The sequence below is a fragment of the Actinopolymorpha pittospori genome (assembly GCF_014873875.1).
Taxonomy (GTDB): Bacteria; Actinomycetota; Actinomycetes; order Propionibacteriales; family Actinopolymorphaceae; genus Actinopolymorpha; species Actinopolymorpha pittospori.
Genome location: NZ_JADBEM010000001.1, coordinates 7,900,163 through 7,923,291, shown reverse-complemented (window position 1 = coordinate 7,923,291; position 23,129 = coordinate 7,900,163). Strand labels below are relative to the sequence as shown.

Annotated in this window: 22 protein-coding genes and 1 pseudogene; 20 read left to right on the top strand and 3 right to left on the bottom strand. The window is 70.4% G+C overall.

The features are described from left to right. Positions 1-39: 39 nt before the first annotated feature. The gene (ybaK, locus tag HEB94_RS36865) at positions 40-555 is read right to left on the bottom strand and encodes a Cys-tRNA(Pro) deacylase (RefSeq protein WP_192754125.1); all 516 of its coding nucleotides are present in this window, start codon (positions 553-555) and stop codon (positions 40-42) included. A 45-nt stretch (positions 556-600) separates the two neighbouring features. Further along, positions 601-1,536: an LLM class F420-dependent oxidoreductase gene (locus HEB94_RS36860; RefSeq protein ID WP_192754124.1), complete on the bottom strand. Its 936-nt coding sequence runs from the start codon at positions 1,534-1,536 to the stop codon at positions 601-603. Positions 1,537-1,681: 145 nt separating this feature from the next. On the opposite strand from HEB94_RS36860, the gene hisD reads away from it, so the two are divergent. From hisD to HEB94_RS36795, 13 genes are all read left to right on the top strand, one after another. Beyond that, entirely contained in the window at positions 1,682-3,034 is a 1,353-nt protein-coding gene (hisD, locus tag HEB94_RS36855) for a histidinol dehydrogenase (protein WP_192754123.1), read from the top strand. A gap of 58 nt (positions 3,035-3,092) precedes the next feature. Next, positions 3,093-3,905 carry an inositol monophosphatase family protein gene (locus HEB94_RS36850; protein WP_192754122.1) on the top strand — a complete coding sequence of 271 codons (813 nt, stop codon included), beginning with the start codon at positions 3,093-3,095 and terminating at the stop codon, positions 3,903-3,905. Beyond that, entirely contained in the window at positions 3,905-4,987 is a 1,083-nt protein-coding gene (locus HEB94_RS36845; protein WP_192754121.1) for a histidinol-phosphate transaminase, read from the top strand. The genes HEB94_RS36850 and HEB94_RS36845 overlap by 1 nt, the downstream gene beginning before the upstream one ends. Next, a complete protein-coding gene (hisB, locus tag HEB94_RS36840; protein WP_192754120.1) occupies positions 4,984-5,616 on the top strand; it encodes an imidazoleglycerol-phosphate dehydratase HisB in 633 nt (210 codons plus the stop codon). Before HEB94_RS36845 ends, hisB begins: the two co-directional genes overlap by 4 nt. Further along, positions 5,616-5,765: a hypothetical protein gene (locus HEB94_RS36835; RefSeq protein ID WP_192754119.1), complete on the top strand. Its 150-nt coding sequence runs from the start codon at positions 5,616-5,618 to the stop codon at positions 5,763-5,765. Before hisB ends, HEB94_RS36835 begins: the two co-directional genes overlap by 1 nt. Further along, positions 5,762-6,406, top strand: a complete 645-nt coding sequence (gene hisH, locus HEB94_RS36830; protein WP_192754118.1) for an imidazole glycerol phosphate synthase subunit HisH — start codon at positions 5,762-5,764, stop codon at positions 6,404-6,406. Before HEB94_RS36835 ends, hisH begins: the two co-directional genes overlap by 4 nt. 180 nt (positions 6,407-6,586) lie before the next feature. Then, entirely contained in the window at positions 6,587-7,030 is a 444-nt protein-coding gene (locus HEB94_RS36825; RefSeq protein ID WP_337918174.1) for an isochorismatase family protein, read from the top strand. Between the two features lie 11 nt (positions 7,031-7,041). Further along, positions 7,042-7,764, top strand: coding sequence for a bifunctional 1-(5-phosphoribosyl)-5-((5-phosphoribosylamino)methylideneamino)imidazole-4-carboxamide isomerase/phosphoribosylanthranilate isomerase PriA (gene priA, locus HEB94_RS36820; RefSeq protein ID WP_192754117.1), 723 nt, complete (start codon positions 7,042-7,044; stop codon positions 7,762-7,764). Between the two features lie 226 nt (positions 7,765-7,990). After that, the gene (locus tag HEB94_RS36815; protein WP_192754116.1) at positions 7,991-10,270 is read left to right on the top strand and encodes an HAD-IB family hydrolase; all 2,280 of its coding nucleotides are present in this window, start codon (positions 7,991-7,993) and stop codon (positions 10,268-10,270) included. Beyond that, positions 10,267-11,451 carry a zinc-dependent alcohol dehydrogenase gene (locus HEB94_RS36810; protein ID WP_192754115.1) on the top strand — a complete coding sequence of 395 codons (1,185 nt, stop codon included), beginning with the start codon at positions 10,267-10,269 and terminating at the stop codon, positions 11,449-11,451. The genes HEB94_RS36815 and HEB94_RS36810 overlap by 4 nt, the downstream gene beginning before the upstream one ends. Then, positions 11,448-13,028 carry an NPN-dependent hydroxyacid isomerase, LarAH14/15/16 family gene (gene larAH / locus HEB94_RS36805; RefSeq protein WP_192754114.1) on the top strand — a complete coding sequence of 527 codons (1,581 nt, stop codon included), beginning with the start codon at positions 11,448-11,450 and terminating at the stop codon, positions 13,026-13,028. Before HEB94_RS36810 ends, larAH begins: the two co-directional genes overlap by 4 nt. A gap of 7 nt (positions 13,029-13,035) precedes the next feature. Then, positions 13,036-13,968 (top strand): lysophospholipid acyltransferase family protein, encoded by a 933-nt coding sequence (locus HEB94_RS36800; protein WP_192754113.1) that lies wholly within the window; start codon positions 13,036-13,038, stop codon positions 13,966-13,968. Positions 13,969-14,053: 85 nt separating this feature from the next. Further along, the gene (locus tag HEB94_RS36795) at positions 14,054-14,602 is read left to right on the top strand and encodes a YbhB/YbcL family Raf kinase inhibitor-like protein (protein WP_192754112.1); all 549 of its coding nucleotides are present in this window, start codon (positions 14,054-14,056) and stop codon (positions 14,600-14,602) included. Positions 14,603-14,665: 63 nt separating this feature from the next. On the opposite strand, the gene HEB94_RS36790 is transcribed toward HEB94_RS36795, so the two are convergent. After that, positions 14,666-15,865, bottom strand: coding sequence for a phosphatidylinositol-specific phospholipase C1-like protein (locus HEB94_RS36790; protein WP_192754111.1), 1,200 nt, complete (start codon positions 15,863-15,865; stop codon positions 14,666-14,668). A 295-nt stretch (positions 15,866-16,160) separates the two neighbouring features. Here HEB94_RS36790 and hisF point away from each other — a divergent pair, with 295 nt between their 5' ends. From hisF to HEB94_RS51605, 7 genes and pseudogenes are all read left to right on the top strand, one after another. Next, positions 16,161-16,928, top strand: a complete 768-nt coding sequence (hisF, locus tag HEB94_RS36785) for an imidazole glycerol phosphate synthase subunit HisF (RefSeq protein WP_192754110.1) — start codon at positions 16,161-16,163, stop codon at positions 16,926-16,928. Between the two features lie 132 nt (positions 16,929-17,060). Further along, positions 17,061-18,467 carry an FG-GAP-like repeat-containing protein gene (locus tag HEB94_RS36780; RefSeq protein ID WP_192754109.1) on the top strand — a complete coding sequence of 469 codons (1,407 nt, stop codon included), beginning with the start codon at positions 17,061-17,063 and terminating at the stop codon, positions 18,465-18,467. A gap of 50 nt (positions 18,468-18,517) precedes the next feature. Then, positions 18,518-19,354 (top strand): phosphotransferase family protein, encoded by an 837-nt coding sequence (locus tag HEB94_RS36775; protein WP_192754108.1) that lies wholly within the window; start codon positions 18,518-18,520, stop codon positions 19,352-19,354. Beyond that, positions 19,339-20,358 carry a sigma-70 family RNA polymerase sigma factor gene (locus HEB94_RS36770; RefSeq protein ID WP_337918172.1) on the top strand — a complete coding sequence of 340 codons (1,020 nt, stop codon included), beginning with the start codon at positions 19,339-19,341 and terminating at the stop codon, positions 20,356-20,358. The genes HEB94_RS36775 and HEB94_RS36770 overlap by 16 nt, the downstream gene beginning before the upstream one ends. 91 nt (positions 20,359-20,449) lie before the next feature. Beyond that, positions 20,450-21,220: an alpha/beta fold hydrolase gene (locus HEB94_RS36765; RefSeq protein WP_192754106.1), complete on the top strand. Its 771-nt coding sequence runs from the start codon at positions 20,450-20,452 to the stop codon at positions 21,218-21,220. Next, positions 21,210-21,428 carry a helix-hairpin-helix domain-containing protein gene (locus HEB94_RS36760; RefSeq protein WP_192754105.1) on the top strand — a complete coding sequence of 73 codons (219 nt, stop codon included), beginning with the start codon at positions 21,210-21,212 and terminating at the stop codon, positions 21,426-21,428. The genes HEB94_RS36765 and HEB94_RS36760 overlap by 11 nt, the downstream gene beginning before the upstream one ends. A gap of 207 nt (positions 21,429-21,635) precedes the next feature. Continuing rightward, positions 21,636-22,346 (top strand): annotated as a pseudogene (locus HEB94_RS51605) (DUF222 domain-containing protein); the annotation flags it as partial. Positions 22,347-23,129 lie beyond the last annotated feature (783 nt).

Below are 23,129 nucleotides of genomic sequence, written 5' to 3'. Positions count from 1 at the left end.
GTGCCGGTCAGGTCGAGTGCCGGTCAGGTCGAGTGCCGGTCAGGCCGAGATGGCGGCCGCGGTCGCCTCACACAGCCGGATGAGGTCCTGGGGCGCCAGCTCGACCTGGAGGCCGCGCCGGCCAGCCGACACGTAGACGGTGGGGTGGCCGAGCGCGCTGTCGTCGACGACGGTGGGGAGCCGGCGGCGCTGGCCGAGTGGGCTGATCCCGCCCACGACGTAGCCGGTCGTCTTCTCGGCGACCGTCGGATCGGCCAGCTGGGCGCGCTTGCCACCGACCGCGGCGGCGAACGCCTTGAGGTCGAGGGAGGAGCTGACCGGTACGACCCCGACAGCGAGCTGGCCGTCGACCTGGGCGAGCAGAGTCTTGAAGAGCTGGTCGGGTGGGACACCGAGGGCCTGCGCGGCCTCCAGCCCGTAGTTGGGCCGCTCGCCTGCGCTGGGCGCCTCGTGGTCGTAGGGATGCAGGGTGTGGGAAACGTCGGCGTCCTGGAGAACCAGCACAGCCGGTGTCCCCTGGGAGGCTCGCTTCTTCGCCCCGTCCTTCTTCGCCACGTCGCTCAGCCTGTCACGTCCCGCACCTGGTGAGGACGGCTGGCCTCACTCCGTTCCCCGACCTGGCGCGGCGGGCGTGGCGGGGGAGGTCGCCCCGGCGTCGGCGGCGGAGGTCGACCGAGGCCCGGGTGTGGTCGAAGGCGGCCGAACGCTCAGGAGTCCGGCGTACTCGTCGAGTTGACGGAGAACCTCGGCGGGTTCCTCGGCCGACACCCCGAGCAGGGCTCGGGCGACGCCGAGTGCCGTGAACTCCTCCAGCAGCGCCCGGTTCGGTGAGAACGAGGTCGCGGTGACGGGCAGTCGGCCACGGCCGGCCTCCTCGGCCAGCGCCTCGAGCGATCGCATCCCCGGGCCGAGTTCCGCCACCGGAAGGTCGAACGGCGCGAGCCAACCATCGGCGTGGTCGACCAAGCGCGCGTGCGTCGTACGTCCCCAACCGCCCAGCAGGATCGGCGGATGTGGACGTTGGAGCGGCTTGGGCCAGGAGAAGATTGGATCGAAGTCCACGAACTCGCCGTGGAAGGACGCCTGGTCCCTGGTCCAGATCTCCTTCATGGCGAGGAGGCGTTCGCGCAGGACCCGGGTCCGGGTGCGCGGATCGGTGCCGTGGTTGCGCATCTCCTCGCGGTTCCAACCCGCGCCCGCCCCGACCTCGATCCGGCCGCCGGAGATCAGGTCCAGGGTCGCGATCTGCTTGGCCAGGATGATCGGGTCGTGCTGAGCCACCAGGCTCATCGCGGTACCCAGCCGCAGGGAGGTCGTCGCGGTCGCGGCCGCGGCCAGGGTCGCGATCGGGTCCAGCACGCGGTAGTAGGGGCGGGGGAGCTCGCCGCCTCCCTCGTACGGTGTCTCACGCGAGGCGGGGATGTGGGTGTGCTCGGGTACGAAGAGCGACTCGAAACCGCGCTCCTCGACCGCTGCCGCGAGCGCTGCCGGCCGGATTGTTTCGTCGGTCCTTCCGATGAAGATCCCGATGTGCATGGGCCGACGCTAAAGCTTCACATAGGTGTCAGAGTCAAGGGCGGAACGAAGCGCGACCAGCGGTCGAAACCCCCGCATCTCGGGCGCCGCCTCGGGAATCGACTGCGCGGGCGGGCGCGACGGGCGCCCCTCTAGACTCGGTGGGGTGATCCGTCGTATCGACCTGCGCGGACGCCGCGCATCCGAGCCCGCCCTGGACTACCGCGCCGTGGTGCCGCGTGCGCCGTTCGACGTGGAGGCTGCCGTCGACGCCGTACGCCCGACTCTGGACGACGTCCGCCATCGTGGCGCGGTGGCCCTGCGCGAGTACGCCTCCCGCTGGGACGGTGTGGAACTCACCGACATCCGGGTCCCGGTCGAGGCGATGGCGAGGGCGCTGCATGAGCTCGACCCCGACGTCCGGGCGGCGTTCGAGGAGTCGATCCGACGGCTCCGCGCGGTCAGCGAGGCCGAACTCGAGACCGACACCGAGGTCCGGGTGGTGCCCGGCGGCACCGTCACGCAGCGGCTGGTGCCCTACCGGCGGGCCGGCGTCTACATCCCCGGCGGGGTCGCGCCGCTCGCGTCGAGTGTCGTCATGAACGTCGTGCCCGCGCAGGTGGCCGGCGTCGAGTCGATCGCGCTCGCGTCCTCGCCGCAGAAGGAGTACGGCGGGCTCCCGCACCCGACGATCCTCGCGGTGTGCGCGCTCCTCGGCGTCGACGAGGTCTACGCCGCTGGTGGCGCGGGTGCCATCGCGATGTTCGCCTACGGCGCCAGGGCCGGCGAAGGCCCCGACACGGAGGTGCTCTGCCAGCCGGTCGACTTCGTCGCCGGTCCGGGCCGGATCACGACCGTGGCCGCCAAGCGCCTGGTCAAGGGGATCGTCGGCATCGACTCCGAAGCGGGTCCGACCGAGATCGCCATCCTCGCCGACGACACCGCCGACCCCAGCTACGTCGCCGCCGACCTGATCAGCCAGGCCGAGCACGACCCGATGGCGGCGAGCGTCCTCGTCACACCCAGCGTCGAGCTCGCGACGGCGGTCGAGGCTGAGCTCGAGCGGCAGGTCCCGGCCACCAAGCACGTGCAGCGAATCGGCGAGGCACTGCGCGGGGAGCAGTCGGGCGTCGTGTTGGTGGACGACCTCGAACAGGGCCTCGCCGTGGTCGACGCCTACGCCGCCGAGCACCTGGAGATCCACACCACGGACGCCGCGCGCTGGGCCGCCAGGGTCCGCAACGCCGGGGCGATCTTCGTCGGGCCGTGGTCGCCGGTCTCCCTCGGCGACTACGCCGCGGGCTCCAACCACGTCCTGCCCACCGGAGGGTGCGCCTGCCACTCCTCCGGGCTGTCGGTCCGCAGCTATCTGAAGGCTGTCCACGTCGTCGACTACGACCAGGCCGCTCTGCGTGACGTCGCCAAGCACGTCGTCGCGCTGGCCGAGGCCGAGGATCTCCCGGCACACGGGCAGGCCGTCCAGGTGCGCTTCGGTCCCGGCACCGATGGGTATGCCTGATGGCCCGCAGCCGCATGCGCGGGGCCTCGGCGACCGCTCCGAACGAAATGAGTCAGTCATGACCAGACCGGTGCACAACGGCAACTCCTACGACTCCCAAAGCGTCGACCAGGATCTGCGCGACCTCGCGCTCGCCGCCGCGCACGCCGGCTCCCACGCGATTCTTCGGGAGGTGCGCGGCGGAGCGCTGCAGGTGTCCACCAAGGCGCATCCCGCCGATTTCGTCACGACTGCCGACAAGGCCGCCGAGGCGGCGATCCTGCGCCTGGTCTCGGCCGCTCGTCCGCGAGACGCCGTTCTCGCGGAGGAGTCGGGGGTCCACGACGGTGACAGTGGAGTGCGCTGGCTGGTCGATCCGCTCGACGGGACGATGAACTTCGTGCACCGCCGCCGCGACTACGCCGTCTCGGTGGGTGTGGAGCGCGACGGCCAGATCGTCGCGGGTGCGATCGTGCGTCCGGCCGACGGCGACTGGGCGGCGGCCGGCGGACCGGAGGCGTTCGCCCGGGAGGGCACGCCGCAGGTCTCCGACGCCGTCGACCTCGCCGACTCCCTCGTCGGGATCGGCCTGCCGACCCCGATGGACCAACGCGTGCGCGTGCACGCGTTCGTGGGTGAGCTGATGCGTCAGGCGCGCGACTACCGGCGCACCGGATCCTCGGCCTGCGAGCTGCTGTCCGTCGCGCTCGGTGCGCAGGAGGGTTACCTCGGCTTCGGGGTCAACATCTGGGACGTCGCGGCCGGCATCGCCCTCGTCGAGGCTGCCGGCGGCGAGGCGGAGTGGGTCACGACAGCGACCGGGCTCGAGGTTCTGGTCGCCGGCACCCCAGAGGTCACCAAGACCTTGGTCGGAATGGTCAAGGTGATCTGATGGGCCAGACGCTGGCCGACCTGCCGCTGCGCGACGATCTTCGTGGTGAGGAGCCGTACGGCGCACCCCAGCTCGACGTTCCGGTCGTGCTGAACGTCAACGAGAACCCCTACCCGCCCTCGGAGGAGGTGGTGGCCGACATCGCCACCGCCGTCGCCGAGGCGGCACGGACGCTCAACCGCTACCCCGAACGCGAGGCCCTGGAGCTGCGGAAGGACCTCGCGGCCTACCTCGGCCACGACCTCACCGCCGCGCAGGTGTGGGCCGCCAACGGGTCCAACGAGGTGATGCTGCAGATCCTGCTGGCCTTTGGTGGACCGGGCCGGACGGCGCTGTCGTTCGCGCCGACGTACTCCATGTATCCGGAGTACGCGCGGGACAGCTGCACCACCTGGGTGACCGGCCGGCGCGCCGAGGACTTCACCCTCGACGTCACCCACGCCCTCGAGCAGATCGCGGCGCACCAGCCGTCGGTGGTCCTGCTCGCCTCCCCGAACAACCCGACCGGGACCGCGCTGCCGCTCGATGTGGTGGAGCGGATCTGCGAGGCCGCGCCCGGGATCGTGGTGGTCGACGAGGCCTACGGCGAGTTCCGTCGGGACGGTACGCCGAGCGCGCTGACGCTCCTCCCGCGCTACCCGCGGCTGGTGGTCAGCCGCACCATGTCGAAGGCGTTCGCCTTCGCGGGGGGCCGGCTCGGTTATCTCGCGGCCGACGCGGCGATCGTCGACGCGCTGCGGATCGTGCGGCTGCCGTACCACCTGTCGGCCGTGACCCAGGCGGTCGCGCGGATCGCCCTGAAGCACGCCGACGCGCTGCTCGCCCGCGTCCACGAGCTGCGGGGACGGCGGGACGAGACGGTCGAGTGGCTGCGCGGCCAGGGACATCAGGTCGCCGACTCCGATGCCAACTTCGTCCTGTTCGGGACGTTCCCGGACCGGCACACGGTGTGGCAGGGGCTGTTGGACCGGGGTGTGTTGATCCGGGAGACCGGGCCGGACGGATGGCTGCGGGTCTCGATCGGGACCGCGCAGGAGATGGCGGCCTTCCGGGCCGCGTTGCAGGAGGTACTGGCACAGTGAGCGGACCGGAGCGGGAGCTGGGCGGATCGGGAAGCCGGGCCGTTCGGATCGAGCGGGAAACCAAGGAGAGCAAGATCGTCGTCGAGTTGGACCTCGACGGGAGCGGGCGCGTCGACGTCTCGACGGGTGTGCCGTTCTACGACCACATGCTCGACCAGCTCGGCCGGCACGGACTGTTCGACCTCATGGTGCGTGCGCAAGGCGACGTTGACATCGACGTCCACCACACGGTCGAGGACACCGCCATCGTGCTCGGGCAGGCGTTCCGGCAGGCACTCGGCGACAAGCGGGGGATCCGCAGGTTCGCCGACGCCACCGTTCCGCTGGACGAGTCGTTGGTGCACGTCGTCGTCGACGTCGCCGGGCGGCCCTACTGCGTCCACACCGGTGAGCCGGAGGGTCAGGCCTACGCCATGATCGGCGGCCACTTCACCGGGTCGTTGACGAGGCACGTCCTGGAGACGCTGGCCTTCCACGCCGCGATCTGCCTGCACGTTCGCGTGCTGGCCGGCCGCGACCCGCACCACATCGTGGAGGCGCAGTTCAAGGCCCTCGCCCGCGCACTGCGTGACGCGGTGGCCCTGGACCCGCGGGAGAGCGGCGTACCCAGCACAAAGGGAGCGTTGTAGTGGAGTATCTCTACTTCGCCCTGGCCGGGATCCTGGTGGGCGGAGGAATCGCGACCCGGCAACAGAAGCGGCCGATCTGGGCGACCGTGGTCGTACTTCTGCTCGCGGTCCTGTTCCTCGTGGCCGGGCTGCGGGAGACGACCCGATGAGTCCGACCAAGCCCAGCGTCGCCGTCCTCGACTACGGCACCGGCAACCTGCGCTCGGCCGAACGCGCCCTGGTCCGCGCCGGCGCGCAGGTGGAGGTGACCTCCGACTACGACGCCGCCACCGAGGCGGACGGGCTCGTCGTGCCCGGAGTCGGCGCGTTCGAGGCCTGCATGACAGGTCTGCGTGGCGTCCGCGGCGATCGGCTGATCGGCCGGCGCCTCGCCGGCGGCCGCCCCGTGCTCGGCATCTGCGTCGGCATGCAGATCCTCTTCGACCGCGGCGTCGAGCACGGTGTCGAGACCGAGGGCTGCGCCGAGTGGCCGGGCACGGTCGAGCGTCTCAAGGCGCCGATCGTTCCGCACATGGGGTGGAACGTCGTCGAGGTCCCCGAAGGCTCGACGCTGTTCGCCGGGGTCGAGGACGAGCGGTTCTACTTCGTCCACTCCTACGCCGTGCGGGAGTGGGAGTTGCACGCCACCGGCGGGTTCCGGCAGCCGGCCGTGACCTGGACGCCGTACGACGGCGACCGGTTCGTCGCCGCCGTCGAGAACGGCCCACTGTGCGCCACGCAGTTCCACCCGGAGAAGTCCGGCGACGCCGGCGCGCACCTGCTGGCCAACTGGGTCGGCTCGCTCCGGTAGCGCCAGGGTGTCTGGGCGACGGTCGCGGCGGGGGAGTTAACGTCGCAACGTGACCGTTGCCGCGACCGACTCACTCGACCTCGCCCTGGACCCCCGCCGTACCGCGCTCGTCCTCATCGACCTGCAGCCCGCTGTCGTAGGGCTCCCGACCGCGCCGCGGACCCCGCCGAGGTGGTCGCGGTGGCCCGGCGGCTCGTCGACGGCTTCCGGGCGGCCGGTGCGCTCGTGGTGCCGGTGGTGGCCGTCCGGTCGAAGCCCGGGCAGGCGCTCGAGCCGGGTGATCCGGACCAGTTGCCCGTCCCGGAGGTCGGTACGCGACCGGACGACCCGCTGATCGTGAAGCACACCTGGGGCGCCTTCCACGAGACGCCGCTGGAGGAGGTGCTGCGTTCGCGTGCCGTCGACACGATCGTTCTCGCGGGTATCGCCACCAACATGGGCGTCGAGTCGACGGCCCGGGCCGCCGACGAGCGCGACTACCGCCTGGTCCTGGTCGAGGACGCGATGAGCGGGCTCGCGGCGCACGAGCACGAGTTCGCCGTGGCCAGCATCTTCCCCCGCCTCGGCACGGTGACCTCGAGTGCGGCGGTCCTCGCTGCGCTCGACCCGCGGGGCCGACGGTAATCTCGGCGACCATGAGCCTCACGCTGCTTCCCGCGGTCGATGTCGTCGATGGCCAGGCCGTCCAGTTGGTACAGGGCCGGGCCGGTACCGGCGGGCAGTACGGCAGTCCGCTCGAGGCGGCCCTCGCCTGGCAGCGAGCCGGGGCGGACTGGGTCCACCTGGTCGACCTGGACGCGGCGTTCGGGCGCGGCGACAACCGGACGTTGCTCGCCGACATCATCGACCGCCTCGACGTCAAGGTGGAGTTGTCAGGTGGTCTCCGCGACGACGACGCGCTGGACTGGGCGATGAGCACCGGCTGCGCCCGGGTCAACATCGGTACCGCGGCGCTGGAGAACCCCGAATGGTGCGCCCGCGCGATCGCGAAGTACGGCGACCGCGTCGCTGTGGGTCTGGACGTTCGAGGACGCACGCTGGCGGCACGCGGCTGGACCCGGGAGGGCGGCGACCTCTTCGAGACGCTTGCCCGGCTCGACTCCGAAGGCTGCGCGCGTTACGTCGTCACCGACGTCAACAAGGACGGCATGCTGCAGGGGCCCAACGTCGAGTTGCTCCGTTCCGTCTGCGCGGCGACAGACCGGCCGGTGATCGCGTCCGGAGGTGTGTCGACCCTGTCCGACCTGCGTGCCATCGCCGCCCTGGTGCCGCTCGGCGTGGAGGGCGCGATCGTCGGTACGGCGTTGTACGCCGGGGCCTTCACGCTCGAAGAGGCGCTGGCCACCACCCGCGACTGACCGCCGGGGCAGATAGCGTCGGCGATCCGGTCCGTGCCCTCCACCCGGCACCGGCCGGGCGCGACGTGATGCCCGGCCGGACGACGCCGAGGCGACCACTGCGTAACCAGACGATCACACGGTGAGTTACGGACGGGTTCGCCCGATGACGGAGGGCATCCGGATAGGGTGTGCGAACCAGGTCAGGGGGGGAGTCCCGTCCATAGTGTCCACAGAGGGGGAGCGCTTGAAGCTCAGGGAGCGACTCGAGGGGAAGCGGATGCTTCTCACCGGGGTCACCGGCTTCGTCGGCGAAGCCCTGCTGCACCGCATTCTCCGCGACCTTCCCGACACCCACGTCGTGGCACTGGTGCGTCGGAAGGGATCGCTCAGCGGGCGCTCGCGGATGGAGCAGGTGCTCAACAAGCCGATCTTCGAGCAGGTACGCGAGAGGTACGCCGGCGACTTGTCCGCGCTCCTCGACGCCCGCGTCACCGTGCTCGAGGGTGACCTGTCCGACGTGCCGGCGCTGCCGAACGACCTGGACATCGTGATCCACTGCGCGGGCGACGTCTCGTTCGACCCGCCGATCAACCAGGCGTTCCAGACCAACGTGCTCGGCACCGAGCAACTGCTCCGGCGCATCCTGGACAGCGGCAGCAACGCCCACTACGTCCACGTCTCGACGGCCTACGTCTCCGGTCGACGCCGCGGCGCGATCCCGGAGGGCCCGGTCGAGCACGACGCCGACTGGCGCACCGAAGCCCACTGGGGCCTCGCCATGCGCGACCGCATCGAGGAGACGTCACGTGCGCCGGGCGTGCTGGCGAAGCTTCGTCGCGCGGCCGAGCGTGACCACCTGCGGGCCGGGCCGATCACCTCGGCCCAGGACACCGAGCGCCGGCGCAAGGAGTGGGTCGACAAGAAGCTCGTCGAGGCCGGCGGCGAACGCGCGCGTTCGCTTGGCTGGACCGACGTCTACACCTTCACCAAGGCGCTGGGCGAGCGGGTCGTCGAGGAGGTCGGCGCGCCGCTGCCGGTCACCATCATGCGGCCCAGCATCATCGAGAGCGCGCTCGAGACGCCCTTCCCGGGTTGGATCGAGGGCTTCAAGATGGCCGAGCCGCTGATCCTGGCCTACGGTCGCGGCGAGCTGCCGGAGTTCCCCGCGAGCCCCGACTCCCAGTGCGACGTCGTGCCGGTCGACCACGTGGTCAACGCGACGCTCGCCGCCGCCTCGGTCCTCCCCGAGCCGGGCACTCCGGCGTACTTCCAGGTCACCTCCGGCGCGCGCAACCCGCTGATCTTCGCGCGGCTGTTCGACCTCATCCGGGAGTACTTCGACAAGAACCCGTTCGACATGGGCGAACGCGGTGCGGTCCGGCTGCCCATCTGGCGTTTCCCGGGCGGCGAACGCGTCGAGCGGACACTCGTCCTCGGTGAGCGTGCGCACAAGGCCGCCGACTTCCTCGTCACGCACGCGCCGCGCGGTGACCGGGTGCGCAAGCTGGCGCGCGAGCTCGACCAGCAGCAACGCCGGCTGGACTTCCTGCGCCGCTACCACGACCTCTACCGCGCCTACCTCGAGACCGAGCTCGTCTTCACCGACGACAACACCTGGGCGCTCTTCCATGGCCTCGACCCCGAGGACCAGCGGGAGTTCTCCTTCGACATCACGACGTTCGACTGGCACTACTACCTGGTCGAGCTGCACTGTCCCGCCGTCACGGAGTCGATGCGCAAGTACGACGTGATCCGGCGCCGGCGCGGTCGTTCCGCCCCCCAGGTCGCGAAGCAGCTGCCGCAGGGCGAGGGCATCGTCGCGGCGTTCGACATGGACGGCACGTTGCTGTCCTCCAACGTCGTCGAGACCTACCTCTGGCTGCGGATGCCCGAGCTGGACGGACAGGGCCGGGCGCGCGAGGTCGGCGCGCTGCTGCGCCGGATGCCCGGATTCCTCAACGCCGAACGCAAGGACCGCGGGCGGTTCCTGCGTGCGGTCTACCGCAGGTACGCCGGCGCCGACTTCCAGGAGCTGGAGCGCCTGGTCGACGACTCGCTGTCCCAGCACGTGCTCGAACGCGTGTCCGCGGCGGCGCTGCGTCGCGTCCGGGAGCACCGTGCGGCGGGTCACCGGACCGTCCTCATCACCGGTGCGATCCGGCCACTGACGCGCCCGTTGGAGCCGTTGTTCGACGAGATCATCGCGGCCGACCTGGCGATCGACGACCGCGGCCGGTGCACCGGGTTCCTCACCCGTCCGCCGCTGGTGGGCGAGGCACGGGCGGCCTGGCTTCGGCGCTTCGCGCTCCAGAACGACTTCGACCTCGCCAAGTCCTACGCCTACGCCGACAGCCACTCCGACCTGCCGATGCTGCGGGCCGTCGGGCGTCCGGTCGCGGTGAGCCCGGACGTCACCCTGTGGCGCGAGGCGCGCAAGGGCCGGTGGCCGGTGGAGGACTGGAAGACCTCCAGCTCGGTCTCCCGGCTCACCCTTCCGGGCGCTAACGGTGGGAGCAGCTCATGATGCTGGCGTTGGAGATGTACCGCTCGCTGCCCCGCTACATCGCGGCGCGCGCGGTCGGCGGCCGGATCCCCGGCATCCTGACCGGGCCGGCCGCGCCGGTCCGGCTGGTGAACCGCGAGGAGCCGCGTACGAGTGGTCCGGGCTGGGCCAGGGTCAAGCCGATCCTGTCCGGGATCTGCGGGTCCGACCTCGGCGCGTTGTTCGGCCAGACCAGCCTGTACTTCTCGGCCCTGGTCTCGATGCCGTTCGTCCCTGGCCACGAGGTGGTCGGCGAACTCCTCGACGACTGCGAGGACCTGCCCGCCGGCACCCGCGTCGTCCTCGACCCGGTGTTGTCCTGTGCGGCTCGCGGCGTCGAGCGCTGCGAGTCCTGCGCGAGCGGCCACACCAACCGGTGTGACCGCATCACGGTCGGGCACGTCTCGCCCGGCCTGCAGACCGGGTACTGCGCCGACACCGGCGGTGGGTGGGGCGGCCAGCTGATGGCCCACCGCAGCCAGCTGCACGCCGTACCCGACGGCCTCTCCGACGAGCGCGCGGTGCTGGTGGAGCCGCTCGCGTGCGCCGTGCACACCGCGAAGCGCGCGCAGGTGCCCGACGGAGGTTCGGTCCTGGTGTCCGGTGCGGGCGCGGTTGGCCTCTTCGCGACGCTCGCGCTGCGCGAACTGACCGGAGCCGGTCGGATCAGCGTGGTCGCCAAGCACCCCCGTCAACGTGAGCTTGCGAAGGCGTTCGGCGCGACCGACGTGATCGCGCCGGACGAGGTGCCCGCACGGGTCCGGCGCGCGACCCAGGCGTTCCGGCTGGTGCCCGAGCGCACCGGGGAGTTCCTGCTCGGCGGGGTCGACGTCGCGGTCGACGCCGTGGGCAGCAAGGACTCCCTCAGCACCGCGCTGCGGGTCACCCGCGCCGGCGGTCGGGTCGTGCTGTCCGGCATGCCCTCCGCGGGCGCGGATCTTTCCCCGGTCTGGTTCCGTGAACTCGAGGTCGCCGGCACCTACGCCACACAGGGCCGGGACGCCTTCCAGAAGGCGTTCGAGTTGGCCGCCGCCGCACCCCTCGACGGGGTCGTCGGCGGACGTTATCCGCTCTACCGTTGGCGGGAAGCCCTCGACCACGCCCACTCGGCCGGCCGACTGGGAACCGTCAAAGTGGCGTTCGATCTAAGGAGCAGCAGGTGAGCCGACCAGGATTCGTACTCGAGGTCGACGACCGTACGCCACCCCTCGTCGTGCACAACGGCGAGGGATTCCGGCTGGAGAAGTTCCCCCTCGGCACCCGCGTGGTCTACTCGCCGGAGTCGCTGCCTGGGCTCCGCGACGTCGACGGTGCCATCCGGCACGCACTGGAGCAGCCGGAGAACTCCGAGCCGCTTCGCGCGCTGCTGCGCCCCGGCATGAAGCTCACGATCGCCTTCGACGACGTGTCGCTGCCCCTGCCGCCGATGAAGCGGCCGGACATCCGGCAGCGGGTCATCGAGCAGGTGCTCACGATGGCGGCCGAGGCCGGTGTCGACGACGTGCAGATCATCGCGGCGCTCGCGCTGCACCGACGGATGATGCCGAGCGAGTTGCAGCACGCGCTGGGCGAGCGGGTCTACCGCTCGTTCGCGCCCGATGGCCTGCTCTACAACCACGACGCCGAGGACCCCGACAACCTGGCGTTCATCGGGACGACCGACCACGGCGAAGAGGTCGAGATCAACAAGCGGGCGGCCGAGTCCGACCTGCTGGTCTACGTCAACATCAACATCGTCCCGATGGACGGTGGCCACAAGTCGGTGCCGATCGGGCTCGCGTCCTACCGCTCGCTGCGCCATCACCACAACACGCACACGATGGTGAACTCGCGCTCGTTCATGGACCACAAGAAGTCCGCGATGCACCACTCCGCCTGGCGGATGGGCCGGCTGCTCAAGGACCACGTCAAGATCTTCACCATCGAGACGACGCTGAACAACGACGTCTTCCCCTCGCCCTTCGACTTCCTCAACAAGCGCGAGTGGGAGTGGAGTCTCAAGGACCAGGCGTCCATGCTGGCCGCGCGGCGCGGTCTGGCCGTCTCGCCGTCGAGGCTCACGCGGAAGATCTTCCAGAACGTCCAGGCGCCCTACGGCATCACCGGCGTCCATGCTGGTGAGACCGAGGCCGTGCACGAGAAGACCCTGGCCAACGTCTTCCGCCAGCAGGCCGTCGAGGTGCAGGGACAGTCCGACGTTCTGATCATGGGCGTGCCCTACCTCGGCCCCTACAACGTCAACGCCCCGATGAATCCCATCCTCGCGACGTGCATGGGCCTCGGCTACTTCTTCAACTCCTACCGCGGCAAGCCGGTGGTGCGTCAGGGCGGGGCGGTCATCCTCTACCACCCGGTGCCCTACGAGTTCAGCCAGCTGCACCACCCGAGCTACGTCGACTTCTTCGAGGAGGTGCTCGCGGAGTCGACCGACCCCGCGGTCATCGAGCAGCGCTTCGAGAAGCAGTACGCCACCGACCCGTGGTACATCCACCTCTACCGCACGTCCTACGCCTACCACGGCGTCCACCCGTTCTACATGTGGTACTGGGCGGCGCACGCGATGGACCACGTGGGCGACGTCGTGTGGGTGGGTGCCGACCGCCGATCGGTGGAGCGGATGGGCTTCCGGGCCGCCTCGACCCTCGCCGACGCGCTGGAGATGGTCAGCGGAACGGTTGGACGTTCGCCGTCCATCACCTACACCCACAACCCGCCGCACCTCATCTCGGATGTGCGGTGAGCGTGGCATGAGCGAGAAGAACCCGGTGCGGTTCGTCAGGGAGACCGCGCAGGAAGTACGCATGGTCGCACGCGGTTGGCGCTGGGGTCGCCGACCGCTGGTGCCGGGGAGCGCGGAGCCGTTCCAGCCGCCCAAGCAGCAGTCTGTCTTCCCGACCGCGTGGGCCCGGACACCCACGGCCAACGCCGTGCGCGACGCGGTGCAGCGTTTCGGCCTCGGGCCGCTGCTGCGTTCGACCGTCACGCCGCAGGCGGCTGGCCTGGACGTGCTGACCCGGGTGAAGCCGCCGGTGTTGTTCGTGGCCAACCACACCTCGCACCTCGACACCCCGCTCATCCTCTGCTCGCTTCCCGACGAGTGGCGGCGGCAGACCGCCGTCGCTGCCGCCGCCGACTACTTCTTCGACACCTGGTGGCGGGCGAGCGGTTCGGCGATGGTGTTCAACACCTTCCCGATCGAACGCCGCGGCGGCACCATGTCGACGACACCGGGCGACCTGCTCGACCAGGGCTGGAACGTCGTGGTCTTCCCCGAAGGCACCCGCTCGGTCGACGGCTGGGCCGGACGTTTCCGCCTGGGGGCCTCGTGGCTCGCCGTCGAGCACGGTGTACCGGTCATCCCGATCGGGATCCGTGGCTCCTACGCCGCCATGCCCAGGGGCCGCGGTTGGCCCCGGCCGGGGCGGCTGCCGGTCCGGGTCCGGTTCGGTGAGCCGATCTGGCCGGCCGAGGGTGAGGCGCCGCGGACCTTCGCACCGCGCATCCAACAGGGCGTGGCCAGGCTCCTCGACGAGGACGCGACGACCTGGTGGGACGCCGCCCGGCGCGCGGCCCGAGGTGAGACCCCCGACCCGTCCGGACCCCCGGTGGCGTCGTGGCGGCGCATCTGGGCGCAGACGGCTCCTCCGGAGGAAGGCCAGCGGCGGGGCGCCTGGAAGTAGCCGTTGACCAGGAGCATCCAGGCAGGGTCGCTACTCTCGCTGCTGGGGATGTGCTGTCGACTCACCTCACAGGGCTGGAGGATTCATGACCGAGGCGAAGAGGCCTGCCGGTTTCGACCCGTACGACGCGTTGCCGAAGGTGCCGGAGTTCGTCCTGACGAGCAGGGACATCGCGGCGGGCGAGACGCTGAGCACGCCGCAGTTGTCCGGGCTGTTCGGCGCGGGCGGGACCGACACCTCACCCCAGCTGGCGTGGACGGGCTTTCCCGAGCAGACGCGTAGCTTCGCCGTCACGGTCTACGACCCGGACGCCCCGACCGCGAGCGGGTTCTGGCACTGGGCCGTCTACAACCTCCCGGTGACGGTCACCGACCTGCCGACCGGTGCGGGTGACCCGGGCAGTTCCGCGCTGCCGTCGCAGGCGGTCACCCTGGCCAACGACGGTGGCGTGCGCCAGTACATCGGCGCGGCCCCGCCGGCCGGGCACGGTCCGCACCGGTACTTCTTCGTCGTCCACGCGCTCGACGTGGCCGAACTCGAGCTTCCCGAGGGCGCGAGCCCGGCGTTGCTCGGCTTCAACCTCTTCGGGCACACGCTCGCGCGGGCCACGCTGACCGCCATCTACGAGGCCTGAGCCGCACCTGTCGCGAACGTCGTCGGGGCCGCCGTGCGGCGGCCCCGACGAGAAGCGTCGAGCTCAGTGCTCCAGCCCGGTGTCCTTGCAGGCATTCGGAACCGACACCGGGTTGCACCGAACCGGCACGTTGCCGGGAAGCTCGGCCACCAGGTCGCTGTCGTACCGCGCGGCCATCCCGACTGTCGGGAAGTCCGTCGTCACCAGCTGCGCCCCACTGTCGAGGGCGATCGGCACCCGGCTGTACTCGCGGTTCTTCACCGTGCTGAGCGGTTCGTCGGACCGGGTCCGCACGATGTAGCCCTTGCGTACGAGGTCTTGGATCACGGCCTGGTTGGCGCCGCGCGGGTCGTTCACCTGGGTGATCGCGGCGTCCGGTGCGCCCTCGGGACCGCGGGTGAAGACCGCACGCCCCTCGAGGTTGGGGCGGTGCGCGATGTACATGTCGCGGATGTCGGCGGCGTTGTCGAAGAAGACCATGAACTTGCCGCGCGCCCAGGAAAGCTTGGGCCAGCCGTGGGTGAGGATCGACTGCTCCAACGTCATGCCGGGCCGGCGTAGGTCGTCGGCGGTGATCAGCTCGTCCTCGGTGAAGACGGAGCGGATCTCGGTGTCGATGTCGTTCAGCAGCTCCGGAGTCCAGGGCGGGCTCACGGCGCCGCCGAGCTTCTCCCACCGGTCGTCGGTCTGCTTGAGCTCGATCTGCAGGAAGACCGGTACGTGCCCAGGGTTGGCGCGGGACCAGGTGCGCACCTGCTCCATGCAGCGCACGAAGGTCCGGCAGGTCGAGTTGTAGTCCTGGTCGGCGACATGGATGACCTTCATGCCCGGCTGGGCCATGTCCGGGTCCTCGATCGGACCGAGCCCGGCGCGCTGACGGGCCAGCGGGTTGCGGTAGAGGCCGCCGTCCGGGTCGGGCAGCAGGTCGAACTCGAGGGCGCGGACGTTCTGCCGCTCGAGCAGGTCGCCGACGGAGGCGTGGGAGTAGAAGCCCCACTGGGGATAGCCGGGGTCGATCTTGATCGACTCCGCGAGCTCGGCACCCTGCATCTCCCGGTGGAAGGCGTTGTGGGCGCCGATGATCTGGATCTGGTTCATCCGAACGTCGTTCGGCCGGACGACGGGAGGTGCGGCGGCGGAGATGTCGGCGGCCGGGGCGGTGGGAGCCGGGTCGGCTGCCCGGACGGCCGGGATGACCGCGGAGACGGCGACGGTCGCGGCGGCGGCAAGCGCCGCGACACCAAAGCGGGCGGGTGCGCGCATGTCACTCCTTCTGGGATCGATCGAGCGCCAAGGTTGGCCTGCCGTCGCGGCCGCCGGGTGAACAGCGGACGGCGACCTGATGGGATCTTGGGCTCCACCTTGGGTATCCGGTCGCTGCCAGGCCGTGGTCAGAGCGTGCATGTCCGGGCCTGGCCAGCGGGATCGGGCGCCAGTCGGATCGGGCGCCGGTGGGATCGGCTAGTCGGATCGGGCGCCGGGGCGGCCAGGGTCATGCGGACCCGCGAGCGCGGGCGCCGCGCGTCACTGTCGAGCGGGTGGTCGCTAGGGTCTCGGCATGAGCAACAGCCTCGCGGTCCGGGTGATCCCCTGCCTCGACGTCGACGCCGGACGGGTGGTGAAGGGCGTCAACTTCGCCGACCTGCGCGATGCGGGCGACCCGGTGGAGATGGCGACGATCTACGACGCCGAAGGTGCCGACGAGCTCACGTTCCTCGACGTGTCGGCCTCGGCGGAGGGTCGGGCGACGACCCATGACGTCGTACGCCGGACCGCCGAACAGGTCTTCATCCCGCTCACGGTCGGCGGTGGCGTCCGGTCCGTCGAGGACGTCGACCGGCTGCTGCGGGCCGGTGCGGACAAGGTGGGCGTCAACACAGCGGCGATCGCCCGGCCGGAGCTTCTGGCCGAGATCGCCAAACGGTTCGGCTCGCAGGTGCTGGTGCTGTCCGTCGACGCGCGCCGGGCACCGAACATGCCCTCCGGCTTCGAGGTCACCACACACGGCGGACGCCGCGGGGCCGACCTCGACGCGGTGGAGTGGGCGGCCCGTGGAGCGGAGTTGGGCGCTGGGGAGATCCTGCTCAACTCCATGGACGCGGACGGCACCAAGACGGGTTACGACATCACGATGATCGAGGCGATTCGCAAGGTCGTGGATGTCCCGCTGATCGCCAGCGGGGGAGCGGGCACCCCGGCCGACTTCCCGCCGGCGATCGAGGCCGGTGCGGACGCCGTACTCGCCGCCAGCGTCTTCCACTTCGGCGACCTGCGCATCCGCGACGTCAAGACGGCCCTGCGCGACGCGGGGCACATCGTCCGCTGACGCCCGAGTCGAGGCGAATCGAACCCAACTGACCCTTTCGGGAGAGCTTGCCCATCTGGCGCCGTAATACGCCATTCTCGTGTGACGATTTCGGTACTGTCCACAACTCCGAAGTCGTTCCGAGGTACCGCTATGCGCCTTCGTCGGTTTCTCCTCACGGGTGGGCTCGCCGCGGGCCTGGTGTGCTCGGCGGTGCTGGCCGCGCCGCCCACCCCGGCCTCGGCCGCGCCACCGGCACTGCCGGCGGACTTCGACGGTGACGGGAACGCCGACCTGGCGATCGGGATGCCCGCCTTCCTCGGCGACCGGCCGTTCGCCGGGATGGTCGGGGTCGTCTACGGCGCCGGCGACCTTCTCACCCCCTCCCACCGCCAGCGCATCACGCAGGACCTGTCCTGGGTGCCGGGTGGAGCGGCGAGCGAAGAAGGGTTCGGGGGCTCGCTCGCCTCCGCCGACTTCAACGCCGACGGATACGCCGACCTCGCCGTCTGCACGCCGATGGAGAGTGAGCCGGGCTTCAAGTTCGTGGGCTCGCTCACGGTGCTGTTCGGAAGTGCCGTGGGACTCAACCGTGGCGTACGCGTGGTGGCGAACTGTCATGAGGTCGGCGCGGGCGACTTCGACAAGGACGGCTATCCCGACCTCGCGATCCTCGGATGGGAACAGGCCTACGTGATGTACGGCAGGGCAGGCTTCGCCGCGCCCATCCTGCACCCCTTCGGTCCGACGGGACTGGACCTGAACGGCAGGCGCGTACTCGCTGTCGGTGACGTCACCGGAGACGGCTATGACGACGTCTTCTTCACCGTCCAGCTCATCAACCAGACCACCCGACTGCTGCTCTACCGCGGAGGTCCGGACGGCATCGACACGACGCTGTTCCAGAAGATCTCGACAGAGACGACCGACGCCGCGGCGATCGGCGACATCGACGGCGACGGGTATGCCGACGTCGCGATCGGCAACCCACGTTCGACCGTCAGCGGCCGGACCGAAGCGGGCCGGGTCCGCGTCTGGTTCGGTTCGAGTACCGGACTCGACGTGCGCCGCGGACCGACGGGACTGAGCCAGGACACGGCCGGGATTCCCGCCGTGGCGGAGGAGGACGACCTCTTCGGCCTGAGCGTCGCGCTCGGCGACGTCGAGGGTGACGGGAAGGCCGACCTCGCCGTGGGAGTCCCGTACGAAGACGTCGGGACCAGGGAGGACGCCGGCCTGGTCACCGTTGTCCGGGGAAGTGCGGCGGGACTCGATCTCACCCGGGTGCAGGAGATCACGCAGGACACCGCCGGCGTGCCCGACTCGGCCGAGGCCGCGGACCTGTTCGGGTCGCCGGCGGCCTTCCGTGACTTCAACCGCAACCGTCGGGCGGAGCTGATCGTCTCCGCCGACAACGAGGACGCCGGACGCGGCTCGGTCACGATTCTGACCGGGACGAGCCAGGGCGTCGGGGGCCCCGGTCTGTTCTCGGTGCTGCGTCCCCAGTCGATCGGGATCCCCACCGACGATCTCGTGTTCTTCGGCAGGGCGCTCGGCTGAACCACGCTTCCAGGCCGTCCACACCGTCCGAGCCGGTAGCCTGACCCGTCATGACCCACGCGTTGGCGCCAGAGGTGCTCGCGAGCGTCGACCTTCCACCGGACACGCCCGTGGAGTTGGCGGGCGGAGCGACCGGAGAGATGTGGAAGGTGCGCACGCCCGACGGTCTGCTCGCCCTGCGGTGCGCACCGGCGGGCGCCGGAACGACGGCCCTGGTGGCCGCGATGGTCGCGGCCGGGCGTGCCGGGCTGCCGGTGGGGGAGATCCTCCGACGCGCCCAGCACGGTGGATCGGACATCCTGCTGTCGAGTTGGCTGCCCGGGACGACCGTGCTCGAGGCGCTCCGCCTGGAGCCGGGCCGAGCTCACCGGCTCGGCGAGCTGATGGGTGAGGCCCAGCGTGCCCTCCACGAGGTGCCCGCGCCTGCCGGTCTGCCCGGCGTACCCGTCTGGCACGGCCACGCCCTCGATGCTCGAGCGTCCGGGGGAGCGGTCACGTCGGACCGCCTCGGCCCACCCGTGGGCAGCGCGTTGGTGCATCTCGACTGGCATCCCCTGAACATCCTGGTCGACGGGGACAAGGTGAGCGGCGTCGTCGACTGGGTCAACGCGCGTGCGGGTCATCCACTGCTCGATGTCGCCCGGACGCACGCGCTGATGACGATCAACCCGATGCTCGCGATGCTGACCGCGCAGGAGCGTGCGTTCCTCGACGAGCTGACCCGGGGCTGGATCGCCGGCTACGGCCCGCAGGCGGCCTCGATTCCGCCTGCCTGCCACCGGTGGGCGGGCGAGATGATGCTGGCCGACCTGTCCGCGCGCTATGCCGCGGATCCCGAAGGCCTCGAGCCGCTACGTCGATGGACGATGCGGTGGACGCTCGACTGACCACGCCGACGGAACCGCGCCTGGAAACCCACCGGGTCGAGCTGACCGGGTTCTGCTACCGTATGCTCGGCTCGGGCTTCGAGGCCGAGGACGCCGTACAGGAGACGCTGCTCCGGGCCTGGCGAAGCTTCGGCCGCTACGACGAGAGCCGAGCGTCCCTGCGGACGTGGCTGTTCACCATCGCGACCCGCGTCTGTCTCGACATGCTGCGCAGCACCCAACGTCGGGCCCGGGCGATGGACCTCGGTCCCGCATCGCCCGTCGGGGCAGCGCTCGGCGTACCGCTGTCGGAGAACGTCTGGATCCAGCCGGTCCCCGACAGCCTGGTCATCGGGCCGGCGGAGGGCGGCGATCCGGCCGACCTCGTGGCGCGCCGCGAGACGATCCGGCTGGCGTTCGTCGCGGCGCTCCAACACCTTCCACCCCGGCAGCGGGTGGTGCTCATCCTGCGCGACGTGCTGTGCTGGACGGCGGCCGAGACAGCGGGGCTCTTGGAGAGCACCGTCGCCTCCGTCAACAGTGCCTTGCAGCGGGCACGGTCCACCATGGAGGGCGTCGATCTCGCGCCCGCCGATACGTTCCGGCCGATGGGCGCCGACCAGCGGCGGCTCCTGAGCCGTTACTGCGAGGCCTTCGAGCACTACGACGTCGCGACCCTCGTCTCGCTTCTGCACGAAGACGCCACGATGTCGATGCCGCCGTTCGTGTGGTGGCTTCGCGGCCGCGCGGACATCCGCCGGACGCTGATCGCGGCCGGAAACCCGTGCGAGGGCGCGCGCCTGCTGCCGTGCGTGGCGAACGGCGCTCCGGCGTTCGCGCAGTACCGCCCGGGCGGCCCGGACGGACGCTACATGCCGTTCGCCCTCCTCGTTCTCGAGGTCGCCGATGGGCTGATCACCGAGACCACGACCTGTCTCGACGCCGAGCGACTGTTCCCGCTCTTCGGCCTGCCCACCGGCATCGACAGGCCCTGGGCCCGGACTGATGAGTTTCTTGCCCGGTGAGCGATGAGTTCCGTCGCCCCGCCCCGTAGGAGCAGGTGAGCGCACGACCGACCGGCGTGCGACCTACCTCACGAGATCACGAGGGCGACAGATGGCGGACTACGTACGGGTGAACGGCGTGTCCATGTGGTACGACGATCGCGGCGCGGGCGAGCCCGTTGTGCTCCTGCACGGCGGTCTCAGCGACGCGAGGGACTTCGCGGGAAACCTCGACACCCTGGCCGGCGGGTTCCGGCTCCTCCTTCCCGAATGCCGAGCCCACGGCCATACCGCCGATGTGCCCGGACCGCTCAGTCTTGCCGTGATGGCACAGGACATCGTCGCCTTCCTGGAGCGCGTGGTCGGCGGGCCTGCGCGCCTCGTCGGCTACAGCGCGGGTGCGGGCGTGGCGCTCCGGGTGGCGCTTGACCGGCCGGACCTGGTCGAGCGCCTCGTCCTTGTCAGTGGTGCCTTCCACACCGACGGGTTGATCCTGCGGCCAAGCGCGGAAGGGGAACCGCCACCGCTGCTCGTCGCGGCCTACGCCGAGGTGTCGCCGGACGGCGCCGGACACTTCCCTGCGGTGATCGCGAAGGTGGTGGACGCGGTGGCCGAGGAGGACGGACTCGAGCCCGCCGACCTGGCCGGTGTGAACTGCCGCACCCTGGTCATGGCCGGCGACGATGATCTCGTGCGGCTGGAGCACACCGTGGCGCTGTACCACGCACTGCCGGACGCCCAACTGGCGATCGTGCCAGGAACCTCACACCTGCTGCTGCTCGGGCGCCCCGACGAGTGCGTTCGGTTGGTCTCCGATTTCCTGACCAGCGAAGCTCGACCCACGCTGATGCCGATCCGGAGAGCGGGCATTCATGTCGGCTGAGCGGAACCAGCGCGGCGGCGAGGATCTGCCGGCCGCACTCTCCCAACCCGCCCGCCGCGCTCTCATCGCGGCTGGCTACAGCCGCATCGAGCACCTCACCGGGGTCAGCGAGCAGGAGTTGCTGCGCCTGCACGGCGTGGGGCCGAAGGCGATCCGACAGCTTCGGCAGGCTCTCGCTGAGATCGGCATGGCGTTCGCCGGGAGCTGAGGACTCGACCGCCGCTGGCAGCCCGGCCGCCGGTCGGTCGGGCGTGCCGGGCGGCGGCCGCCTCTTTGTCAGGTCCTCGTGGTGTCGTCGGGACCTCTTACCACATGGCGCCGACAGGTGGGCGGTTGCTCATGGTGGGCTGTTTTGCCTTGTGGATAAGGGGTTTCTGGTTCGCGTCGGGCCTTCGTCGCCGGTAGGATCGAACGTATGGGCGAGTCTGGTGGTGTGTCGGTGCGGGTGTCTCCGCTGCCTGCTGGGTTCGCTGAGATGCTGCCGGGTCCTGGGTTGTTGTCGGCTTTGTTGGCGGTGTCGCGGGGGGACTGTAACGGGGTTGAGTTGGAGGAGTTGGTTCGTGCGCGGCGGCGGTTGATTTGTTGGTTGGAGGAGGGGTGTCTGGGTGAGGTGGTGGAGTTGGCGCACACCCCGCCCGGTCTGATCGACGACCCGGCGGTGCGGGTGGGGTCGGTTGATCCGCATACGCCTGCGGTGTTGGAGCCGTTGTTGGGGTGGACTGCTTATCACGCTGACTGGTACGTCGCGTTGGCTCTGACCTTGTCCGAGTTGCCGCGCACGCGGGCTGCTCTTGCTCGGGGTGAGCTTGAGGTCGGCGAGGTCCGGGTGATCGCCGAACGTCTCGCCGAACTGAAGACTGGGGCGGAGAGGCGTCGGGTGGAGGACGCTCTGTTCCCGGATGTGTTGGGGTTGCGGGCTGGGTTGCTTCGCATGCGGGTGGAGGCGGAGGTCATCAAGGTCGACCCCGATGCCGCCCTGGCGCGGCATCGACGTCGGGTGCGTGATCGGGAGGTGGAGATCTATCCCGCGATCGATGGTGCCGCGGATCTGGCGGTGCGTGGTGTGCCGGCTGATCAGGCGGCGGAGGCGTTCGGGTATGTGGATGCGATCGCTCGCACCATGAAACAGTCAGGCGATCCTCGTCGGCTTGGGCAGCTCCGCGCGGACATCGCCACCAGCCTGCTGTCGGGTCGCAGCCACATCCACAACCCCAACCCGGGTGACGGCGACAGGGCCGCTGGCGAATCGAGTGAGCAGGCTCGCCGTGGTGTGGTGAAGGTCCCCGCACCGCGTGCACCGCAACCAACCGCAGCCGCCTCCGAACCCGCAGTCGATCCGTCGACGACGGCTGATGCAGCCGCGAGTGTGGAGCAAGGGAGTGGTCTGGCCAGGGTGGGGGTGCGGGCGCGGATCCAGTTGAACGTTCCGCTGACCACGCTGATGGGACTGTCGCAGCGGCCAGGTGAACTCGGCGGGTTCGGTCCGATCGTCACCGAGGTCGCCCGCCGACTGACCCTCAACCAGCTCACCAACCCCGACGCCCGCTACACCGTCGGCGTCACACACCCCATCACCGGACAACTACTGCACCTACACCCACTACCCCAACGGTTCCCACGCGGACTACAAGCAGAACTCGTCCACGCCCTCAACCAACGCTGCATCTGGCCCACCTGTCGAAGACCCGCCCCCACCTGCGACCTCGACCACAACACCCCCCACGCGGACGGCGGACCCACCACACCCACGAACACCGCACCCCTGTGCCCCCACCACCATTCAGTGAAGACCGAGTCAGCCTGGACCCTCCACCAAACAACCCCAGGCCACTACACCCTCACCGACCCACACGGCAGACACCACCACACCCACCCACCCGACCTCACCGACCCCGCACCACCACAACCC